This is a genomic window from Roseburia sp. 499, assembly GCF_001940225.2.
Taxonomy (GTDB): Bacteria; Bacillota; Clostridia; order Lachnospirales; family Lachnospiraceae; genus Petralouisia.
On sequence record NZ_CP135164.1, the window covers coordinates 1,150,657 to 1,170,742 of the forward strand.

At 37.2% G+C, this 20,086-nt stretch carries 19 protein-coding genes and 1 riboswitch; of the genes, 16 read left to right on the plus strand and 3 right to left on the minus strand.

Going from position 1 to position 20,086, the window contains the following annotated elements; all coding sequences use genetic code 11:
• The first annotated feature begins 3 nt into the window (after positions 1 to 3).
• Positions 4 to 765, plus strand: a complete 762-nt coding sequence (locus BIV20_RS05705) for a CPBP family intramembrane glutamic endopeptidase (protein ID WP_075718926.1) — start codon at positions 4 to 6, stop codon at positions 763 to 765.
• A 2-nt stretch (positions 766 to 767) separates the two neighbouring features.
• Entirely contained in the window at positions 768 to 2,147 is a 1,380-nt protein-coding gene (locus BIV20_RS05710) for an MATE family efflux transporter (protein ID WP_192848868.1), read from the plus strand.
• On the opposite strand, the gene BIV20_RS05715 is transcribed toward BIV20_RS05710, so the two are convergent.
• Positions 2,144 to 2,488, minus strand: a complete 345-nt coding sequence (locus BIV20_RS05715) for a phenylpyruvate tautomerase MIF-related protein (RefSeq protein WP_075718928.1) — start codon at positions 2,486 to 2,488, stop codon at positions 2,144 to 2,146. The genes BIV20_RS05710 and BIV20_RS05715 overlap by 4 nt on opposite strands.
• Before the next feature lie 123 nt (positions 2,489 to 2,611).
• On the opposite strand from BIV20_RS05715, the gene BIV20_RS05720 reads away from it, so the two are divergent.
• From BIV20_RS05720 to BIV20_RS05755, 8 genes are all read left to right on the plus strand, one after another.
• Entirely contained in the window at positions 2,612 to 2,797 is a 186-nt protein-coding gene (locus BIV20_RS05720) for a hypothetical protein (protein ID WP_075718930.1), read from the plus strand.
• Positions 2,798 to 2,808: 11 nt separating this feature from the next.
• Complete coding sequence (locus tag BIV20_RS05725; protein ID WP_075718932.1) at positions 2,809 to 3,081, plus strand: spore coat protein; 273 nt, start codon at positions 2,809 to 2,811, stop codon at positions 3,079 to 3,081.
• Between the two features lie 401 nt (positions 3,082 to 3,482).
• Positions 3,483 to 4,232, plus strand: coding sequence for a response regulator (locus tag BIV20_RS05730; protein ID WP_075718934.1), 750 nt, complete (start codon positions 3,483 to 3,485; stop codon positions 4,230 to 4,232).
• Between the two features lie 17 nt (positions 4,233 to 4,249).
• Positions 4,250 to 7,129: an ATP-binding protein gene (locus tag BIV20_RS05735; protein ID WP_075718936.1), complete on the plus strand. Its 2,880-nt coding sequence runs from the start codon at positions 4,250 to 4,252 to the stop codon at positions 7,127 to 7,129.
• 10 nt (positions 7,130 to 7,139) lie between these two features.
• Entirely contained in the window at positions 7,140 to 8,582 is a 1,443-nt protein-coding gene (locus BIV20_RS05740; protein ID WP_075718938.1) for an alpha-amylase, read from the plus strand.
• 119 nt (positions 8,583 to 8,701) lie between these two features.
• Complete coding sequence (locus BIV20_RS05745) at positions 8,702 to 8,992, plus strand: CD3324 family protein (RefSeq protein WP_075718940.1); 291 nt, start codon at positions 8,702 to 8,704, stop codon at positions 8,990 to 8,992.
• Between the two features lie 100 nt (positions 8,993 to 9,092).
• Positions 9,093 to 9,638 (plus strand): GNAT family N-acetyltransferase, encoded by a 546-nt coding sequence (locus BIV20_RS05750; RefSeq protein WP_075718942.1) that lies wholly within the window; start codon positions 9,093 to 9,095, stop codon positions 9,636 to 9,638.
• A 112-nt stretch (positions 9,639 to 9,750) separates the two neighbouring features.
• Entirely contained in the window at positions 9,751 to 10,323 is a 573-nt protein-coding gene (locus BIV20_RS05755) for a DUF1062 domain-containing protein (RefSeq protein WP_075718944.1), read from the plus strand.
• A gap of 131 nt (positions 10,324 to 10,454) precedes the next feature.
• Here the strand turns inward: BIV20_RS05755 and BIV20_RS05760 are convergent, their stop codons facing one another.
• Positions 10,455 to 12,191, minus strand: coding sequence for an IS1634 family transposase (locus tag BIV20_RS05760; RefSeq protein WP_075717394.1), 1,737 nt, complete (start codon positions 12,189 to 12,191; stop codon positions 10,455 to 10,457).
• 202 nt (positions 12,192 to 12,393) lie between these two features.
• Positions 12,394 to 12,469, plus strand: a riboswitch (Fluoride riboswitch).
• A 52-nt stretch (positions 12,470 to 12,521) separates the two neighbouring features.
• Here BIV20_RS05760 and BIV20_RS05765 point away from each other — a divergent pair.
• The 5 genes from BIV20_RS05765 to trpS all read left to right on the plus strand — a co-directional run bounded on the left by BIV20_RS05765 (position 12,522) and on the right by trpS (position 17,317).
• Positions 12,522 to 13,712, plus strand: a complete 1,191-nt coding sequence (locus BIV20_RS05765) for a cation:proton antiporter (protein ID WP_075718946.1) — start codon at positions 12,522 to 12,524, stop codon at positions 13,710 to 13,712.
• Positions 13,713 to 13,805: 93 nt separating this feature from the next.
• Positions 13,806 to 14,702: a DMT family transporter gene (locus BIV20_RS05770; RefSeq protein ID WP_242939782.1), complete on the plus strand. Its 897-nt coding sequence runs from the start codon at positions 13,806 to 13,808 to the stop codon at positions 14,700 to 14,702.
• Positions 14,703 to 14,830: 128 nt separating this feature from the next.
• On the plus strand, positions 14,831 to 15,322 hold the full coding sequence (locus BIV20_RS05775) for an Rpn family recombination-promoting nuclease/putative transposase (RefSeq protein ID WP_330554497.1): 492 nt from the start codon (positions 14,831 to 14,833) through the stop codon (positions 15,320 to 15,322).
• Positions 15,323 to 15,360: 38 nt separating this feature from the next.
• Positions 15,361 to 15,576 carry a hypothetical protein gene (locus BIV20_RS05780; protein ID WP_242939784.1) on the plus strand — a complete coding sequence of 72 codons (216 nt, stop codon included), beginning with the start codon at positions 15,361 to 15,363 and terminating at the stop codon, positions 15,574 to 15,576.
• Between the two features lie 655 nt (positions 15,577 to 16,231).
• On the plus strand, positions 16,232 to 17,317 hold the full coding sequence (gene trpS, locus BIV20_RS05785) for a tryptophan--tRNA ligase (RefSeq protein WP_075718948.1): 1,086 nt from the start codon (positions 16,232 to 16,234) through the stop codon (positions 17,315 to 17,317).
• 60 nt (positions 17,318 to 17,377) lie between these two features.
• On the opposite strand, the gene BIV20_RS05790 is transcribed toward trpS, so the two are convergent.
• Positions 17,378 to 18,016 (minus strand): lactate utilization protein, encoded by a 639-nt coding sequence (locus tag BIV20_RS05790; protein WP_075718950.1) that lies wholly within the window; start codon positions 18,014 to 18,016, stop codon positions 17,378 to 17,380.
• A gap of 329 nt (positions 18,017 to 18,345) precedes the next feature.
• On the opposite strand from BIV20_RS05790, the gene BIV20_RS05795 reads away from it, so the two are divergent.
• A complete protein-coding gene (locus tag BIV20_RS05795) occupies positions 18,346 to 20,082 on the plus strand; it encodes an ABC transporter ATP-binding protein (RefSeq protein ID WP_075718952.1) in 1,737 nt (578 codons plus the stop codon).
• Positions 20,083 to 20,086: the final 4 nt, after the last annotated feature.

Sequence of the window (20,086 nt, forward strand, 5' to 3'; positions counted from 1 at the left end):
AGAATGAATAGTCTGAAAAATAATATGAAATGGAGCATAGTTTATTGGTGTGGAACCATATTACAAATGGGACTGGTGTGTATTATAAAATTTCTTTTAGAAAAAAGCCATATACAATATCCGGTAGTTTTCAATTTTTTATTTTTACTTCTGGGTGGAACATCTTCCGCAATATGGGGAATTATTGTAGTTAAAAAATCGGGACAAGTAGGTAAATATATAGACATTCTAAAAGACTATTTTGGAATGAAGCAGCCAATGAGGCTGTATGGTATGATAGCGTTATTTTTGATGATACTATTCGGAGTGCAAATTGTTACAGGAAAAATAGTTGATGGAGTAATGTGGTATACGTTTCCAATGCTTTTTGTTCAGGCGGTTGTGTTTGGGGGAATAGAAGAGGTAGGATGGAGATATACCTTTCAACCATTGGTAGAAAAAAGCCTTCCATTTGAAATTGCATCTATTATAACCTTTTTGTCTTGGGGAATTTGGCATTATATGTATTTTTATATCACAAATACAATTTCAGGGATTCAGCATGATACATTTTTAATTGGATTATTAGGAAGTTGTTTCATTTTAGGTGCAATATATAGAGTGGGGCAAAGTTTGTGGTTATGTGTGTTGTATCACTGCCTATTAAATATGTTTTCTCAGACAATGGCAGCAAATGATTTAGTACCGACAATAGTATGTAATGTAGTATGTATTTTCCTTGCGATATTGGTAGTTAGGAAAAGGCGTGGTCGGAGGGAGAAGTAACAATGTTAAGGACAAAAGAAAAAAGAATCAACAAATATGAAATGGATATGTGCAGTGGTTCCATTTTAAAGAAAATGCTGCTATTTACATTACCGCTTATGTGTTCCAGTATACTGCAACTGTTGTTTAACGCAGCAGACATTATTGTGGTCGGAAACTTTGCCGGAGATAATGCTCTTGCAGCAGTAGGGTCAAATACAGCGTTAATCAATTTATTGACAAACTTTTTTCTTGGATTTTCTATTGGCGCGAATGTTTTAGTGGCACGTTTCTATGGAGCAAAGCAGGAAAAGGAATTAAAAGAGACAATACATACAGCGATGATGCTTAGTATATATAGCGGAATATTTTTGACTGCAGTGGGGTGTATTGGAGCAAAACAGATTCTAATCTGGATGGAGACACCGGAGGATGTTTTACCTCTGGCAACGGTCTATCTTAGAATTTATTTCATAGGAATGACAGCTACGATGCTTTATAATTTCGGTAGTGCTATTCTCCGCGCAGTAGGTGACACCAAGCGACCGCTATACTATCTGTCTTTTGCAGGAATGATCAATGTAGTGCTAAATCTTATTTTTGTGATTGTTTTTAAAATGTCAGTTGCAGGAGTAGGATTAGCAACTGTAATATCAGAATGTATCTCGGCTTTTCTGGTGGTAAGATGTATGAGAAAAAGTCAGGGAAGTATTCGGTTAGAATGGAAAAGTTTACGGATTTATCCGCAGAAGTTTTTTAAAATTTTACAGATTGGTTTACCGGCAAGTTTTCAGGGAATGTTGTTTTCCATATCCAATGTAATTATTCAGACATCCGTAAATTCTTTTGGAGCTGTTGTGGTTGCAGGGAATTCAGCGGCTGCAAATATTGAAGGATTTGTATATGTTTCCATGAATGCATTTCATCAGGCTGCAATATCCTTTACCAGCCAGAATATCGGAGCGGCAAAGTATGAACGAGTGAATAAAATATTATATAGAGCTGAAATGTGCGTTATAGTGGTTGGACTTGTTATGGGAAATCTTGCTGTATTCTTTGGATATCCGCTTCTAAGTATGTATACCTCCAGTCGAGTAGTAATGGATGCGGGAATGAAACGGTTAGAAGTGATTTCAAGAACATATGCGTTATGTGGAATGATGGATGTTATGGTTGGTTCTTTAAGAGGACTCGGATATTCCGTTATGCCGATGCTGGTATCCTTAGTAGGGGCGTGTGGATTGAGACTATTATGGATTTTTACATTTTTCCAACAAGAGCCATTCCATACCACAACATCTTTGTATATGACTTATCCGGTAAGTTGGACGATTACTTTTTTGGCACATGTGATATGTTTTATTATTGTAAGAAGGAAATTAGCAAAAAAATGGGGAAACTAAAAGTTTCCCCCGTTCCATCCCCAGTTTGTTACGGCTTCGTATTTGATATATACATGGTCAGCCGGAATATTTAAAACGTCTTTAAAAATCTTGCAAATCTCAGCGGTTAATTCGGAAAATGCAGATTTATTTTCACTACCAAATACTTTTACTTCTATAAAAGCAGTCGGTGTATCGTTTTCACCACGGAAATAAAGATGATAATTCTGTTCAAAACCAGTCATAAGCCAGCTTTCACTTTTTCCCGGAATGATAGAAATTGCCTGGCCCAGACGTTTCACCAGTTCTGCCTCCTGTTCAGGAGAAATACTTACACTTACTTTAGAATCAATAAATGGCATAAAATAGCCCTCCTTTTTTGTTTATTTTAATTATAAATTTAGTATACCAGAATATTTTATGCGGGAACAGGGAAATTTATCTTGTGTGAGAAAAATAATGGAAGAGATGAAAGGAGATTTCCCATGAATCAGTTATCAGACAAGGAATTGTCCGCATTAAATGATTTGCTTTCCGAGGAAGAACTTTTGATTAAGAAGTTTCAGATGTTGGCAGAGCATAGCAGTGATGCGGAAGTAAAATCAAAGTTTACCGAGATTTCAAATGAACACAAGGAACATTTTCGTTCCCTGTACTCTCAATTAGGTTAGGAGGAAGAAAAATGCAGCAGCCATTATATTCAGAAAAAGAAGTGTTAGCGGATGCGTTGACAGCAGAAAAAGCAGCAACCAATAATTACAATACCTTTTCCAATGAGTGTGTCCATGAAAGTGTGCGAAATGCTATTTTAGACTGTCTGGAAAAGGAACATGATATTCAGCAGGAAGTATTCAATATGATGCATGACCGGGGATTCTATCCGACTCCGACTGCTGATAACCAGAAAGTAGAAGAAGCAAAACAGAAATATCAGCAGTGTATGCAGAGTTTTTAGGAAAATTTGTGAAATAATTTCCCTAATTCTGAACTCAGTTTTTCCATTCATGCACTAGAGCCTGAATACAAAAAATCGGATTTTCATATGTGGAACACTTTGTGTTCTTCTTACAGCAGCATAAAAGAATGAATGGGTATGCTAGAAAGATGTCTGAGGACAGAGAAACACGTTCTTAAATGTGTATCTGTCCGAGTTCTTTTGGCATACCCTTATCGAACATTCTTGTTGCTGCTGTTTAGAAGAATTAGAAGTGTGGGTTCATATGAAAATCCGATTTTTTGTATCAGGTTCTTTGCATAAGAAGGAAAAAAGTTTTGCAAACATCCCAGTGAATATGATATAATTTTTATGTATATTTACAAACAATGCAAGATAAAGTATGACAAAGAGGAAAAAATATGGAAAATGTACGGCCAAATGTATTGATAGTGGATGATGACATACAGGCATTAGAGACTATGAGTTTATATCTGGAAGATATGGCAGAGGTATTTACAGTAACAGGGGGAAGACAGGCGATAGAATTTGTACAACAACATCACATGGATGTTATTCTTCTGGATGTGGATATGCCAGGTATGAATGGATTTAAAACATTAGAACAGTTCCGAAATCTCAAGGAGTGTATTAATGTTCCGGTGGTATTGGTAACCGGAAAAAGAGATAAGTATACGGTGATGAATTCTGTTGTCATGGGTGTGGATGGTTATCTGGTAAAACCTGTCGATAAGGAAAGTTTGAGTCGAAAGGTGACGGAAGTTTTTGAAAAAAAGAGCAGTAAAGAAAATCAGAAGACGATATTGGCAATAGATGATGATATGTCATATTTAAAAATAATTGATAGCTATCTTCGTGATAATTATAATGTGATTATGATAAATTCGGCTAAGTTGGCTCTGGATTATTTGATAAAGCATACCCCGGATTTGATTTTGTTAGATTATCAGATGCCTCTTTATAATGGGGCGAATGTAATGAATATGATTCAACGAGACCCGGAAGGGGCACAGATTCCGGTTATTATTTTATCAGGTGTTATGGATATTGAGGTTTTAAAACAATGCTTTCCGTGCAATCCGGCAGCATGTCTTGCAAAGCCGGTGAGTAAGGAGGTTTTAATAGAAACTATCGAAAATGCTCTAAAATAGTAAGGGGGCAATGGATAATGAAATATTTTTTTGCATACACATTATTTGCTAGTTGTGTTATGGCATTTTATTTGGCTGTTCGTAACATATATCACAATGGATGTAAGTATTTGGAAAATCGCGTACAGTCTATATTTTGTGTTTCCAGTGCAGTTTGGAGTTTGGGGTTTTGGAGATTGATACTACAGACTGATTCGGAGATGGCACATCGCTGGAGGGCTGTGGGGATGATAGGCATGTTTGCCTATTTGATAACTGCGCAGATATTGGTATGTCATTTATCACGAATAAAAAAGTCTGTTTGTATTTTTATGGAAGGCTTTTCTTTTTTAGGAATCATTATCTATTTTTTTATCATGCAAAGAGACCAGATTATTTATAAACTGGAAAAACAAGGAATGTCTTATTGTTTTAAGGCAGGAATTTGGAATAATATCTATACAGGATATACTGTGATTGTTGCTTTGAATCTTTTAGTGGTCATCATCTATATGATAAGATGTGCCAAGGAAAAACGGCTAAGAGTATTGGGAATCCGGCTTTTTATAGCAGAAATTGTTATTATTTTAGGAATGCTATTGGATACTATTTTTCCATTGGTTGGGATATTTGCGATTCCAGGCAGCACCATTGGACAATTTGCAGGTATGGTCATTATATACTGGGCAGTGGATTTTGTGAATCGTTCCAGAATTACAGTAACGAATATGTCAGAATTTATATATTATTCTATGACAATGCCTATTTTAGTGTATGATTCTAACAGGCAGATTCAGATTTTGAATGATGCGGCGTGTACTCTTTTTGAGGTGGATAGGGAGAATATGCCAAAGGTGCGGATGTCTAACTTATTTGAACTCAAGAATGATGAAGTATTCGAATTTGAAGGAAAAAGTAAGGATGTAGATACGGTATGTCATAATAACCAGTTATATTGTAGTCTTACCATAAATAAGATTTATGATGATTATGGAGATATGATTGGTTATATCATTTTTGTAACAGATTTGTCGGAACGTATGAAGTACATACAGGGCTTGGAGGAAGCAAGAAAAGAAGCGGAATATGCTAATCAGGCGAAAAGTACGTTTCTTGCAAATATGTCTCATGAGATACGGACTCCGATGAATGCCATTATTGGATTTTCAGAACTAGTATTAAAAATGGATATCAGCCCTGAAGTGAGAGCACATGTGGAGGATATAAAATGGTCTTCACACAATCTTCTGGCTATTATCAATGATATTTTGGATATTTCTAAAATAGAGTCTGGAAAAATGGAATTGGTACTTGGAAAATATCATACTTCCGGGTTATTGAAGGATGTTTCACTGATTATTGCCACACAGGCTCAGGCAAAAGGACTGGCATTTCAGATGAAAGCAGACCCGGAAATACCAAACCGTTTGTATGGCGATAAAATAAGGATTCGTGGTGTATTAATCAATATTTTGAATAATGCGGTAAAGTATACAAAAGAAGGAAGTGTTTCCTTTGAGGTATCCGTGTTAGAAAAAACAGATAAAAAGGTAAAACTGGAATTTAAAGTTTCTGATACCGGTGTGGGAATACGTCCGGAGGAACAGGAGCATTTGTTTAAGAGTTTTGAACAACTGGATAGAAAAGTGCATTATGGGATAGAAGGTTCCGGACTTGGACTTGCCATCGCAAATGGCTATGTACAGTTGATGGGGGGAGAGATTAAAGTATCCAGTACATACGGGAAAGGTTCAGTATTTACCGTTATTTTAGAACAGGAAATTGTAGATGCATCACCAATGGATAATGATTATTCCCATGAAGAAGAAAAACAGAATGGAAGTACTCTGGGAATCATGCAAATATCGGATGTGCAGGTTCTTGTAGTAGATGATAATTTTGTGAATCTACGGGTTGCGGACGGAATCATGAAGTCCTATGGTTTAACCGTAGATACGGCATCAAGTGGAATGGAGGCAGTAGAACTGTGTAAGAATAAGCAGTATCAGTTTGTTTTTATGGATCAAATGATGCCGGAGATGGACGGCGTAGAGGCAATGGAGGAAATTCGTAGCATAAGTCCTCATTATGCAAAGGGAGGAGAAGGTAAGATTATCGTACTTACTGCAGATGCTATTAGCGGGGCGCGAAAAGAACTGATGAAACAGGGATTTGACGAATATCTGGGAAAACCGATAAATTTGAAACAGATGGAACGTTTATTTGTGAAATTTTTACCAAAAGAAAAAATAACGATGCAACAACCAAAAGAAGTGGGAAAGGACAGGGAACAGAAGGAAGAAAAAGAAATAAATTATTTGAGAAGTATTCTTTCGGAAGTAGATATTCAAAAGGGAATTGAAAATTGTGGTGGAGAATTAGACGATTATCTTAAGGTGCTTAAGATTGCCTGGGATTATGGAGAAAAACAGCTAGAAGAACTTCAAAATCTGCAAAAACAGAAGAACTATGCGGATTACACCACGAAAGTACATTCTATGAAAAGTACAGCGATGAATATGGGAGCAGTGGGACTTTCTAATATGGCAAAGGAGCAGGAAATGGCAGGTAAGCAAGGAAACTATTCTTACATAGATGCGCATATGGAACTGTTTTGCCAGGGATATCGGACGTTGTTAAAGAAAATAGGAGAGGTACTTAAGAATTATAATATGATTGAAGAAGTGTCTGAAACAGAGGAAATGTTGGAGGAAGATATGATTCTTCAGATTCTGGAAAATATAGAGAAATATGTAGATGACTTTGACTTTTCCAGAGTATTTCAAATTTTAGACGAAATAAAGAAATGTCAGATGCCGGAGAAATATCAGCAGGTGTTTGGACAGATTGGTGTATGGATGGATGAACTTGAAGTAGACAAAATCAAAGAATTGATAGAAAAAACGTTGGAGAAGTGATGAAAGAACGATGAAGAATGAAACTATAATACAGTATTTTGAATGGTATCTTCCGGAAGATACAGGACATTGGAAACGGTGTAAAGAAGCGGCTGCAGAGCTTGCAGAACAAGGAATTACGTTTGCATGGTTGCCACCTGCATATAAAGGGCAGGCAGGAATTCATGATGTTGGATATGGAGTATATGATACTTATGATTTGGGAGAATTTGACCAGAAGGGGACTATTCCTACAAAATATGGAACAAAAGATGAATACATAGAGGCGATACAGGCATTGCAGAATCAGGGAATACAAGTGCTTGCTGATATAGTATTGAATCATCGTATGGGAGCTGATGAACAGGAGCGGGTGATTGCTACAAAGGAAAACTGGGGAAATCGTTTTCAGGATATCAGTGGTGAGGAAGAGATAGAGGTATGGACAAAGTTTACATTTCCGGGAAGAGGGGGAAAATATTCTGATTTCCAGTGGAACTGGACGCATTTTGATGGAACAGATTGGGATGAGGAGCGCAAAGAAAAGGCGTTGTTCCGATTTAAGGGAAAATCATGGGAATCAGGCGTAGATGATGAAAATGGAAATTACGACTACCTAATGGGAGATGACCTTGATATGGGAAATCCAGAGGTCATGGAAGAATTGGAACGTTGGGGCAAATGGTATCTGGATACTACAGGCGTCGATGGAATGCGGTTGGATGCGGTAAAACATATTAATTGTGAATTTTTTCATCAATGGCTTGGCAAAATGAGAGAATACAAGGGGAAGGACTTTTTTGCAGTAGGAGAATACTGGAGTCCGGATAATAGTAAACTTATCAAGTATCTCAATGAAACGGGAAAGTGTATGCAGTTGTTCGATGTGCCTTTGCACTTTAAGTTTTATGAAGCATCTCATGGAGGCGGTAACTTTGATATGCGTAGTTTGTTACAGAATACGCTGACGGAGGCAGATAGCTGGCATGCTGTTACCTTTGTGGATAATCATGATACCCAACCGGGACAAGCGTTGCAGTCTTTTGTAATGGACTGGTTCAAACCGTTGGCATATGGAATTATTTTATTACAGGAGGCAGGAATTCCATGTGTATTTTATGGAGATTATTATGGAATTCCCCATGACAATATTCCGCCTGTACCGGAGCTAAAAACACTGCTACAATTGCGCAGAGATTATGCATATGGTCCACAGCATAGTTATTATGATCATCCAGATGTAGTTGGATTTACGAGAGAAGGAGTAGAAGAAAAAGAAAATTCCGGTTTGGCACTTTTAATATCAGATGGACCGGGCGGCAGTAAACAGATGTATGTAGGAAAACACTTTGCAGGAAAGACATTTTATGATAAAATGAAAAAATGTCCGGAAAAAATTGTAATAGGTGAAGACGGATGTGGAACCTTCCGGGTGGAAGGTGGTTCTATTTCCGTTTGGATAGTAGAAGTGTAAAATACGATAGGAGGCTTGTATATGAGAAGATATGTTATGGCTGCATAGCAATGGCTGATGCAGTTTAAAAGTTGTAGATAGCCATTGTTTTCTAAAAAAATTATTTTTAGGAGGACAATATGGGCTATAAGCGAGCAGAGCAGATTCTGCCGGATGAAATTATTGAATTGATACAGAATTATGTAGATGGTACATATATCTATATTCCGAAAAAGGAAAATACAAGGCGTGCATGGGGCGAAGGAACCACAATAAGGGCAGAACTGTTGGAGCGAAACGAGCAAATTTATGCAGAATACCAACAGGGAAGTACCAAAAAGCGTCTGGCTGAAAAGTATTTTTTGTCGGAAAAAAGCATACAGCGTATTATACGCGAGAGAAAAAGAGAGCACGAGCAGATATCCGCTTAGGGGTATCTGCTCAAACTTTTTTCTAAAAAAGTTTGAGGTAGTGGTAGAAAAGTAAAGATGATAAAATGAAAAAGGTAAAGGCATAATAGGAGTGAAAAATATGAATATAAAAACAAAAAGACTTATGATTCGTGATTTAGAGCGAAAAGACGAGGAACAGTTATTTAAAATTGTATGGCAGAAGAATGTAGTACGTTTTATGAAAGACTGGTCTGAAAATAGTCCATCACCGGAATCTTTTGATGGATATATTGATTGGCATCAGACGCAGAAAGATTCCACTGACGTATATGAAACTAAGAGATATGCCATTGCACTTCCGGATAGCGACTTGTTAATTGGCTGTGTTGGAATGGGATTGGAAGACACGGTGAATGAGGTGGAAATGGCATACTTTATAGATGAAGAATATCAGGGGAATGGGTATGCAACAGAGGCGCTACTTGCCTTGTTTGACTGGTGTATGTCCGTGTCAGAGTTACCATATATGATTTTGACAATAGACTGTGCTAATACTGCATCATGTAGGGTGGCAGAAAAGGCAGGATTTGAATTGTTTGAAAAGAGAACACCAATTGGGCATAAGCAGCCGAATATGGAAAGTGAAAGTTACTATTATTATCGAAAATATCGAGAAACACATTAAGGAGGAAGCGTTATGGGTACACCTTATTATTTTGCATAGCGAAGGCTGTTGCAAATAAAAAAGTATAAGTAACAGCCTTTGCAACTTCTAAAAACGAAAAAGGAGATGCAAAATGAGCTGTTTAAGAAAAAGTGAATATAGAATAGAGCCAACAGAGTCTTATCGGATTCTCCGGAATTGTTCCGGATGTGGCGAGAAACGAAGTTATGTAAACACCGGAAATTTTCGAGTGAATGCCAATGGAAGGCGAATTGACGTATGGTTGATTTATCAATGTGAAAAATGTAAGCATACATACAATCTTACTATCATGGAACGTGTGAGACCGGAGGAAATTCCGGAGGAAACGTATAAAAAATTTCTGGCAAATGACAAGGAACTTGCCTTTCAATATGGATTAGATCATATGCTGATGAATCGAAACAGGGCAGAAATTGAAAGAGACAAGATTACATATCATATTTGTAGAGAAGAAGATTGCGGTGACGAAATAGAGTCTTTATCAGGAGAGTGTGTTGTAGTTTCAAATCCTTATGAAGTAAAAGTACGGGCAGATAAATTACTTGCAGAGATTTTTGAGGTGTCAAGAAGTAAAGTACGTCAGATGGAAAAGGAAGGGGAAGTAAGTCAATTGCCGAAGTATGTTGGAAAAGAAATGGAAGTACAGTGTCAAAAAATAAATTGACATAATTATCTTGTGGATATATAATCCCATCTTTGACACTTGGAAAAGAATAAGACAGTCACAACCCTACTATTTTCAAGGGTTGCGGCTGTTTTTTTGTTCGTAGCGATATGTGCTATTTTTTGATTATGCTATTTAATCTGTTTTGTTTGTTTTATGATGGTTCGCATGAAAGCTTTTGAGAGGAATTCAAAGTCTGTCCTAAATCCGAATGCATTGTGTAAAGCATCGGTAAGTTTTGTGCGTTTATACGATGGTATATATCCACCGTCTTTTGACAACAGTGTCACATTCATATTTCTTAAGGTTTCCAATATCTGGCTGCAGGTGAAGTCTGATTCAAGTTTTTTCTCAAGCAGACGATAGAGAAGCAGGCTGATATAACATGTCATAAAATGAGCCTTGATACGGTCATCTCTTCTAACGTACACAGGCCGTGCTTCGAATTCCGTCTTCATAATACGGAAGTTTTCTTCAATCTCCCAGCGTTGTTTGTTGATCTTTATAATCTCATTGATATCTCCTTCAAGATTTGTGATAACAGCATAGAAGCCATCATATAGCTCTTCTTTTCGAATCAAATCTTCATCAAGCCCATAGACCTGATTTTCAGCAATCTCGCCATCAGTAGTGACTAATGTCTTTTTGACAAAGCGCATAGGGTCGTTTTGATTTTTTCCTTTTCGCTTTGAACCCGGAGAGGCAATAAGCTTTTCGGCACGTTCAATCTGACGGGCACGTACTTTTCTCTGATATGCCTTATATTTAGGAGAGTAGGTGACAATGAGGGTCTCATCCATGTCTCCTGTAACAACGGGAACTTCCTTGTAATAGATAGAGTTGAAGACCTCTTCGTCTGTTTCATCCAAAGTGCGAAGATCAACAAATGAAGTTGTTCCTGTTTTTCGGAACTGTGTTGGATTCATGGCAATATCACGATCCTCTTTTTTCATTTTTTTCAAAGAGTGTGTGATGATGTATGAACGATTTCCAATGCTGTTAAAACGTCGGTTGTCTGCACTGCCGAGACCCGCATCGGAACAAAAGATAAAATCGCTGCAGTTAAAATCCTGAAGAATCTTTTTCTCTAATGGTTTTAATGTTGTCTGCTCATTCTGATTTCCAGGAAAAATGTCAAAGGCTAAAGGAATGCCATCTGCATCCATAAACAAGCCCATAGTAACAATCGGGTTTGGACGGTTTTCTTTGCTTTTTCCATACTTTTTGATGCTGTCTTCTTCTTCAATTTCAAAGTAGTAATTCGTGCAGTCATAATAGAGGATACGTTGATTTCTTGGATGTATGAAGTTAGAGTTCTTGTAGAGCTCTTCTTGTATGAAATCGGATTCCTGTGCAATAACAGAGAGTGCGCGATACAGATTTTGAAGAGAATATTTTGGTGGTTCCAGGAGAGATTGGCAGTAAGAATAGCTGCTCAGTTTACTGGATGGGGAAAGAATTCTGGCATAAATCAAATCTGTAAGGATGGCATGAAAATCATAGTTGAATTTATGGCGGGTACGAATGTTTCTGCAGATGTTATCCAGTCTTAATTCGCTACAGAGCTGCTGTAAAAACAGATATCCGACATTAAAAAATCTATCTTCCTCCAATGGAATGCGTGAAAGAGGTGAAAAAGAAACGGACACTTTCTCTTTTCTCTGATTAAAAAGATTTGTTTCTTTTTCGGCTTCCTTTTTAGCCCATGCCATCATTTCTTTTTCGTCTCCAGAAAACTGTTCTAAAAGATCGTTGTATTTTCCGAGTTTCTTATAGATGCGGGAAGAAGTCTTTCCATTATCTTTGCGGTAAGATTGTTTGATATAAACATCTTTGTTATTTTTGCTGCCAGTAATACATATATACATAAGAATTATCCTCCGATATGTCTTTTCTTATATTATACCACAAAGAGTACAAAAGAGCACGTATAAAATCATAAAATTTGACAAAAAAATAAGCCCAGAATGGCTTAAATAAAGGATTTGTATTAAAATGTAAAAAAATCAAGTGTCAAAGACCCGTGTCAAAAAATAAATTGACATAATTATCTTGTGGATATATAATAGCATCATTGTTGGGAATGAGGTTCTCCCTTAGTGATAACACTAAAACCGCTTATTAAGCTGATGACTTCTGCGAATTATTACGCAGAAATTATCGGCTTTTTTTCATATAATTAACAGGAGGAATTTATTATGTTATTAAGTATTTCATTAATTTTGCTTGTAGGTATGTTGGCAGGATGGCTTTGTACGAAACTGAAACTTCCAAGTTTACTAGGAATGATAGTTACAGGTATTCTTTTGGGACCGTATATGATGAATTGTATTGATAGTTCTATATTGAATATCTCATCCGAATTAAGAAAAATTGCATTGGTAATTATACTGATAAGAGCTGGGCTTACTTTGAATATCGATGATCTTAAAAAGGTTGGAAGGTCTGCTATTATGATGTGTTTTGTTCCGGCAGTCTTTGAAATATTGGGTATGGTTATACTTGCACCTAGGCTATTAGGAATTTCTCTTCTTGAAGCGGCGATTATGGGAACAGTAATAGCTGCGGTATCTCCGGCAGTAATTGTTCCTAAGATGATTAAAATTATAGACGAAGGGTACGGAGTAGAAAAGGGGATTCCGCAGTTGATTCTGGCAGGGGCATCAGGAGATGATGTGTTTGTTGTTGTATTATTTACAGCATTTACAGGACTTGCGCAAGGAGACAACATTTCTGCTATGAGCTTTGTAAATATTCCAATATCCATTTTATTAGGAATCGTGGTTGGAATCATAGTAGGATTTGTATTGGCGAAATTTTTTGAAAAGGTACATATTAGAGATACGGCAAAAGTTCTTATTATTCTTAGTATATCATTTATTTTGGTTACTATAGAAGCTTGTATAAATTTTGCAATCACATTTTCTGCACTGATAGCAATTATGTTTATTGGGATAGCCATGCAAAAACATAGAAATATTGTGGCACAGCGTTTGTCTTTGAAATTTAATAAATTGTGGGTAGGGGCAGAGATACTCTTGTTTGTGCTGGTAGGTGCTACCGTAAATCTTAATTATGTAGCGGTAGCAGGAATGTCAGCTGTTATTTTAATATTTGGAGTCTTAGTCTTTAGAATGATTGGGGTTTTTATATGTTTGTTAGGAACAAAATTGAACCGGTCAGAAAAAATATTTTGTATGTTGAGTTATACCCCAAAAGCCACTGTGCAGGCGGCGATAGGAGGTGTGCCACTTGCAATGGGACTAAGCTGTGGAAACATAGTCCTTGCAGTAGCAGTTCTGGCTATTTTGATTACAGCGCCACTTGGTGCATTTTTCATTGATTTAACTTATAAAAAATTGCTAGTATGTGTTGATAAGAGCAAGTAATAGTTGTATTATATTTTTTTTTAGTTTATAATGTCCATATCCCCCGGTGGGGGATATGGACATTATGTTTTATACTATGAAGGAGATAAAAGAGTGGAAGAAATCGTAACGAAAAAGAAACAAAAACAAGCAGTGTTTTTTGCAATTTTAGCGGCGGCGTTGTATGCTATTAATGCTCCAATTTCGAAGCTTTTGTTGAATAATGTGTCTTCTGCCATGATGGCAGCATTTCTATATCTCGGAGCAGGAATCGGGGTATTTATCGTTCAAATTGTACAAAAAAAGAGAAATAAAGAGAAAAGCGAAAAGTCTTTGACTAGAAAAGAACTGCCCTATACGATTGGAATGGTGGTATTAGATATTGCAGCACCCTTATTTCTCATGGCAGGGCTTACAATGACTACCTCCGCCAATGCTTCGTTACTTAATAATTTTGAAATTGTAGCAACGTCTGTGATTGCTTTGATAATCTTTCATGAGAAGGTATCCAAACGGTTGTGGATTGCCATTGGGCTAGTGACTTTGGCGAGTTTGATTTTGTCTTTTGAGGATGTTAGTAGTCTGTCTTTTTCTATGGGCTCTGTTCTGGTATTATTAGCATGTATTTGCTGGGGATTTGAAAATAACTGCACTAGAATGTTGTCGCAGAAAAATCCGATTGAGATAGTGATTATTAAGGGATTTTGTTCTGGGACAGGTTCATTGGTAATTGCATTGATAGTTGGGGAAAAGTTCCCGGATTGGATTTATATTGCAGGAGTACTTGTGCTCGGATTTTTTGCATATGGCTTAAGTATCTTTTTCTATATTTATGCACAAAGATATTTAGGAGCAGCAAAAACCAGTGCTTACTATGCGGTTTCACCTTTTATAGGTGTAGCTGTTTCCTTTGTGATGTTTAGAGAAGCACCTACGGTATGGTTCGTAGTGGCATTAGTGATTATGGTGGGTGGTACTTATTTTGCTTCTACGGATGATTGTACTTTATAGGTTTGTTCTTGCAATTTAGTGTTGGTCTGTTTATAATAAAATCAAGATAGTTTCTTCTGGACTGTTGGTCAGTTTGGAGGGAATATGAAGAAAGCATTTCAGGAGTTAGACTTAAGTAATTCATTTTTATTTCAGCAGCATTAGAAGATGAAGAGACTTGCCAGCTGGTATTGGAAATTATTTTAGGGGGTAAAATACCAAAGGTAAAAGTACATGCAGAGCATAGTATTCTTGTAAATTCTGAATTTAAAAGCGTTCGGCTAGATATTTATGCCAGTGATGAAATGCAGGTGAATTACAATTTAGAAGCTCAGAATGAAAACGAAGGAAATCTGGCAAAACGGAGTCGTTTTTATCAAGCGGAAATGGATGTTTCATCGTTAAAACCAGGGGAAGATTACCATAATTTAAAGCCAAGTTATGTAATTTTTATCTGTACGTTTGACCCTTTTGGACAAGAATTATATCGTTACACTTTCGAGGAACGATGTTTGGAACGGGATATTGCCCTTGGAGATGGAACAAAGAAAATTTTTTTGAGTACCAAGGGGAAAAACGAGAATGAAGTACCAAAGGAACTAGTACATTCGAATCCATTATTCGTTTACATGGAAAAGTAATGGAGTTAAAGAAGTGGCGGAAACTGGAGGCGAGATATATGACAGTGGAAGAATGGGCGAATATCAGAGCAAACAAGGAAAGAAGAGAGAGAAGAGCAGAAGATATCCTTGTGATATTGTCTGAGTTGGGACATATTCCGGTAGAGGTAGAGACAAGAATCTTTTCTGAAGAAGATGAAGAAATCTTGAAAAAATGGCTAAAGCTTGCTGCTAAAGCAGAGAGTATTGAGCAGTTTCAAAGAGAAATTATGTAATTATTCTTTTATTTCAGTGTAAAAGTGTTTTAAAAAAGCAGAAAGTACAGTGAAATATCAATCGTGAAGTTTGGTTTTGAATGCATATAATAATTGATTTCGAAACTGAAACTTTCCTATCAGAATGCAAATCAAAGTTATCACATTTATAAGACTACAGGCAGAAGAACTATCATAAAGTGAATCAAGGTAGAAATTTAATGTGCCCTTGACAGAAAACTATCAATATATTATAGTATAAAAAGTGAAAACCAATGACTGAGAGTAGTAAGTATGAAGCGGATTTCAGAGAGTTGTCGTTTGGTGTGAGGCAATAATCCAATCATATGGAATGGACTCAGGAGGGCAGCCCGAATTATAGTAGGCGTTGACGGAATCCCTGCCGTTATCGGGGAGACATATGATAGTATGTACATGGTGGCATTTTACTCTTATCCTGTATGGATAGGAGTTTTTTTATATTCTAGGGAAGACCTTGTTACATTAAAGTGTGAAAGAGAATAACTTTCCTAGAATATAAAAAGCGCTCCGCTAAGGATGCGCAGCTCGCGGAGAGGAATTTTGTCGTAAACGACACCGCTCGCGCGCGGCGAATTCCGCAAGCGGAATTCTTTTTTATACCATGGAAATATGGTTAAATATAGGAGGACAGAAAATGAGCAAAATTATATTGACCGGAGACAGACCTACCGGAAAACTTCATGTAGGACATTATGTGGGATCTTTGAAACGAAGAGTAGAGTTACAGAATTCAGGAGAATTTGATAAGATTTTTATTATGATAGCAGATGCACAGGCATTGACGGACAATGCAGATAATCCGGAAAAGGTGCGTCAGAACATTGTAGAGGTTGCATTAGACTATATGGCATGTGGCTTAGATCCGGCAAAATCTACTTTGTTCATCCAGTCCCAGATACCGGAGCTGTGTGAGTTATCTTTTTATTATATGAACTTAGTTACAGTGTCCAGACTTCAGAGAAATCCTACCGTTAAGTCTGAGATTCAGATGCGTAACTTTGAAGCAAGTATACCGGTTGGATTTTTTACATATCCAATCAGTCAGGCAGCCGATATTACTGCATTTAAGGCAACTACCGTTCCGGTAGGAGAAGACCAGATGCCAATGATAGAGCAGACAAAGGAAATTGTACACAAGTTCAATTCTGTATATGGAGATACTTTAGTTGAACCTAAGATTTTATTACCGGATAATGAAGCATGTCTGCGTCTTCCTGGTATTGATGGAAAGGCAAAGATGAGTAAGTCTCTTGGAAACTGTATTTATTTGTCCGAAGAAGCAGATGATATTAAGAAAAAGGTTATGAGTATGTATACTGATCCGAATCATCTTCGTGTGGAAGATCCGGGGTCCTTGGAAGGAAATACTGTATTCATTTATCTGGATGCATTTTGTAAGGATGAGCATTTCGAGCGTTATCTGCCGGAATATGAAAATTTAGATGAGTTAAAGGCTCACTATCAGCGAGGCGGTTTAGGTGACGTAAAGGTGAAGAAGTTCTTGAACAATGTATTGCAGGAAGAATTAGAACCAATTCGTAACCGAAGAAAAGAATTACAGAAGGATATTCCGTATGTATATGAAGTATTGAAAAAGGGAAGCGAAGAAGCAGAAAAAGTAGCAGCACAGACATTAGATGAAGTAAGAAGTGCCATGAAGATTAATTACTTCTCTGATGCTGAACTGATGAAAGAACAGTCAGAAAAATATATGGGATAATAATAGAAAGCAGGAAGGTCAACGGAAAGTGATAGTTGGTTCTTCCTGCTTTTATAAAGTTTAATAACCTAAATTCTCTCCAATTAAAATTACCTTAATACGGTTTGGAATTTGTCCGCGTCTGGTAATGACTGTGTTGGCACAGATACAGTCCGGACTTTGACAGTCATGACAGACACCGGTTGCAGCACATGGTGTATTTTGATTAAGCCTAATAGCATTTGGAGCAGCAGCCACATTTTTTACTCTAGCCATGGCAGAAGCAAGGTCTGGGGTTACTTTATTCATTCCGGCAAGAATAATTACTTGTTTTGGACCGTAAATCAGTGCAGCAACACGATTGCCGTTTCCATCAATATTTACCAATTCGCCGGTGGAGGAGATAGCATTACTGCTCATAAAATAGTAATCAACATTGAATGACTTGTGATAAATATCTGTTGCTTCTTCGGGAGTTTTAGCAGTGCTACGGTCATACAGGGTAATATCTTTTCGGCTGGTAAGTGTTTCCATCATGCCACATTCCGATAAAGTCATGGAACCACCAAAGGATACGGTGCTATTAGAAACAACCATATCATTTGCAAGTTTTACTGCCTCTTTGGATGTGGGGCAGTAGTAGCCGTCTATTTGGCGCTTTTGTAGGTTCTTGATTACAGTATCGGCAAGTTTTTGGTAATATGTTTCTTTTGGGGTCATATAAGCTACCTCCTTGGTTTTGAATTAGTAATTATTCAGCCCGCCACATATATTCGCAAAAACAGCCAGCAAAGCTGTCTGTCGTTTCTTCGAAACTTACCTTTTGCTCATATGTGGAGCGGTGACTCTATTCGAGTCACCTTAAGAATCGGATAAACCGCTTCTTACATGCAAGCATGACGAATCTGTTTATTCGATTCCGAGGGGCTGAATAGTTATCTGAATAGATATAAAAAGAATAGCACAAAAATGAAAAGTGTGCTATAATATTTATTCGGTTTTAGGGTGATTGTACAAAATAATTTTATAAAAAACAGAAAGGGACCGCAATGGGAAAGAAACTTAGAAAATTAGTAACTTATTACAAGCCATATATGTCCTTATTTCTTGCAGATATGTTTTTTGCAATCTTAGGTGCAGCAGTAACGCTGGTGATACCATTGATTGTGCGCTATATCACAGGTAATGTCATTACAATGGAAGCGAATGCGGCACTTCATAAGATTCTGATACTTGGAGTGGTTATGCTTGGACTGGTATTGCTAGAGTGTTTTTGCAATTATTTTATTTCAAATTATGGACATGTAATGGGAGCAAAAATTGAATATGATATGCGTGCTGAGATTTTCGGGCATTATCAAAAATTGTCATTTTCTTTTTTTGATGACCAGAAGGTAGGACAGTTGATGTCCAGAATTACCAATGATTTATTTGACATTAGTGAGTTGTTACATCATGGACCGGAGGACTTAGTGATTTCTATTATTAAAATCGTAGGTTCCTTTATCATATTGATGAGTATAGATGTAAAACTGACATTGATTGCTTTTGCATTTATTCCGGTAATGCTGGTGTATGCAATTTATTTTAATGGCAGAATGAAGCGGGCATTTAAACGAAATCGTGTGAAGATTGCAGAGATTAACAGCCAGATTGAGGACAATCTTTCCGGAATTCGTGTGGTAAAATCTTTTGCAAATGAGGATGTGGAACGTGAAAAGTTCCGTCAGGGAAATGATGGATTCTTAGCCGCAAAAAAGAACAGTTATGTGTATATGGCAGGATACAATTCCGGCTTAGGAGCATTTACCACTATGATTACCATTGCAGTTTTGGTATTTGGAGCGATGTTGATTACAAAAGGAAGCGTTAATGTGACGGATTTGGTAACATTTCTGTTGTATATCAATACCTTCACAGATCCGGTGAAGAAGCTGATTAACTTTACTGAGCAGTTCCAGAACGGTTATTCCGGTTATGAGCGTTTTACAGAGATTATGGAAATTGAGCCGGATATTGAAGATCGAGAAGGTGCAATAGATTTAGAGGAAGTAAAAGGAAACATCAGTTTTGAAGACGTGTCTTTCCAGTACGAAGAAAATACCGAGAAGGTATTGAATCATATCAATCTGGAGGTAGAAGCAGGAGCCTATATGGCGCTGGTTGGTTCTTCCGGTGCAGGAAAAAGTACTTTATGTAGCCTGATACCAAGATTTTATGATGTGACAGACGGAAGTATTAAAATTGATGGAAAAGATATTCGCGACATAAAGTTGAAGAGTTTGAGAGACCATATTGGAATCGTGCAACAGGATGTGTACTTGTTTGTAGGAACGGTTATGGATAATATTCGGTATGGTAAGCCGGACGCTACCCGGGAAGAGGTCATTGAGGCTGCCAAGAATGCGAATGCCCATGAATTCATAATGTCATTGCCAAATGGGTATGATACAGATATTGGGCAGAGAGGTGTGAAACTCTCCGGCGGACAGAAGCAGAGATTGTCTATTGCGCGTGTATTTTTGAAAAATCCGCCAATACTGATTTTTGATGAAGCAACTTCTGCATTGGATAACGAAAGTGAAAAGGTAGTACAGGAATCTTTGGAAAAATTAGCAAAAAATCGTACGACTTTTGTCATAGCACATCGTTTGTCTACCATTAAAAATGCAGAAAAAATTCTGGTGCTGACAGATAACGGCATCGAAGAAACGGGGACCCATAAAGAGTTATTAGAGAAAGAAGGCATTTATGCAAAGCTCTATACCATGCAGTTTGCCGGATAGGAGA

Excerpts from the sequence above, each read along its gene's own strand:
- BIV20_RS05725 (WP_075718932.1), top strand. The coding sequence starts at position 2,809 with ATGCAGCAGCCATTATATTCAGAAAAAGAAGTGTTAGCGGATGCGTTG.
- BIV20_RS05790 (WP_075718950.1), bottom strand. The coding sequence starts at position 18,016 with ATGACCCCAAAAGAAACATATTACCAAAAACTTGCCGATACTGTAATC.
- BIV20_RS05750 (WP_075718942.1), top strand. The coding sequence starts at position 9,093 with ATGAATATAAAAACAAAAAGACTTATGATTCGTGATTTAGAGCGAAAA.
- BIV20_RS05765 (WP_075718946.1), top strand. The coding sequence starts at position 12,522 with ATGTTATTAAGTATTTCATTAATTTTGCTTGTAGGTATGTTGGCAGGA.
- BIV20_RS05780 (WP_242939784.1), top strand. The coding sequence starts at position 15,361 with ATGACAGTGGAAGAATGGGCGAATATCAGAGCAAACAAGGAAAGAAGA.
- BIV20_RS05760 (WP_075717394.1), bottom strand. The coding sequence starts at position 12,191 with ATGTATATATGTATTACTGGCAGCAAAAATAACAAAGATGTTTATATC.
- trpS (WP_075718948.1), top strand. The coding sequence starts at position 16,232 with ATGAGCAAAATTATATTGACCGGAGACAGACCTACCGGAAAACTTCAT.
- BIV20_RS05710 (WP_192848868.1), top strand. The coding sequence starts at position 768 with ATGTTAAGGACAAAAGAAAAAAGAATCAACAAATATGAAATGGATATG.
- BIV20_RS05740 (WP_075718938.1), top strand. The coding sequence starts at position 7,140 with ATGAAGAATGAAACTATAATACAGTATTTTGAATGGTATCTTCCGGAA.
- BIV20_RS05795 (WP_075718952.1), top strand. The coding sequence starts at position 18,346 with ATGGGAAAGAAACTTAGAAAATTAGTAACTTATTACAAGCCATATATG.
- BIV20_RS05715 (WP_075718928.1), bottom strand. The coding sequence starts at position 2,488 with ATGCCATTTATTGATTCTAAAGTAAGTGTAAGTATTTCTCCTGAACAG.
- BIV20_RS05745 (WP_075718940.1), top strand. The coding sequence starts at position 8,702 with ATGGGCTATAAGCGAGCAGAGCAGATTCTGCCGGATGAAATTATTGAA.
- BIV20_RS05705 (WP_075718926.1), top strand. The coding sequence starts at position 4 with ATGAATAGTCTGAAAAATAATATGAAATGGAGCATAGTTTATTGGTGT.
- BIV20_RS05755 (WP_075718944.1), top strand. The coding sequence starts at position 9,751 with ATGAGCTGTTTAAGAAAAAGTGAATATAGAATAGAGCCAACAGAGTCT.
- BIV20_RS05735 (WP_075718936.1), top strand. The coding sequence starts at position 4,250 with ATGAAATATTTTTTTGCATACACATTATTTGCTAGTTGTGTTATGGCA.
- BIV20_RS05720 (WP_075718930.1), top strand. The coding sequence starts at position 2,612 with ATGAATCAGTTATCAGACAAGGAATTGTCCGCATTAAATGATTTGCTT.
- BIV20_RS05730 (WP_075718934.1), top strand. The coding sequence starts at position 3,483 with ATGGAAAATGTACGGCCAAATGTATTGATAGTGGATGATGACATACAG.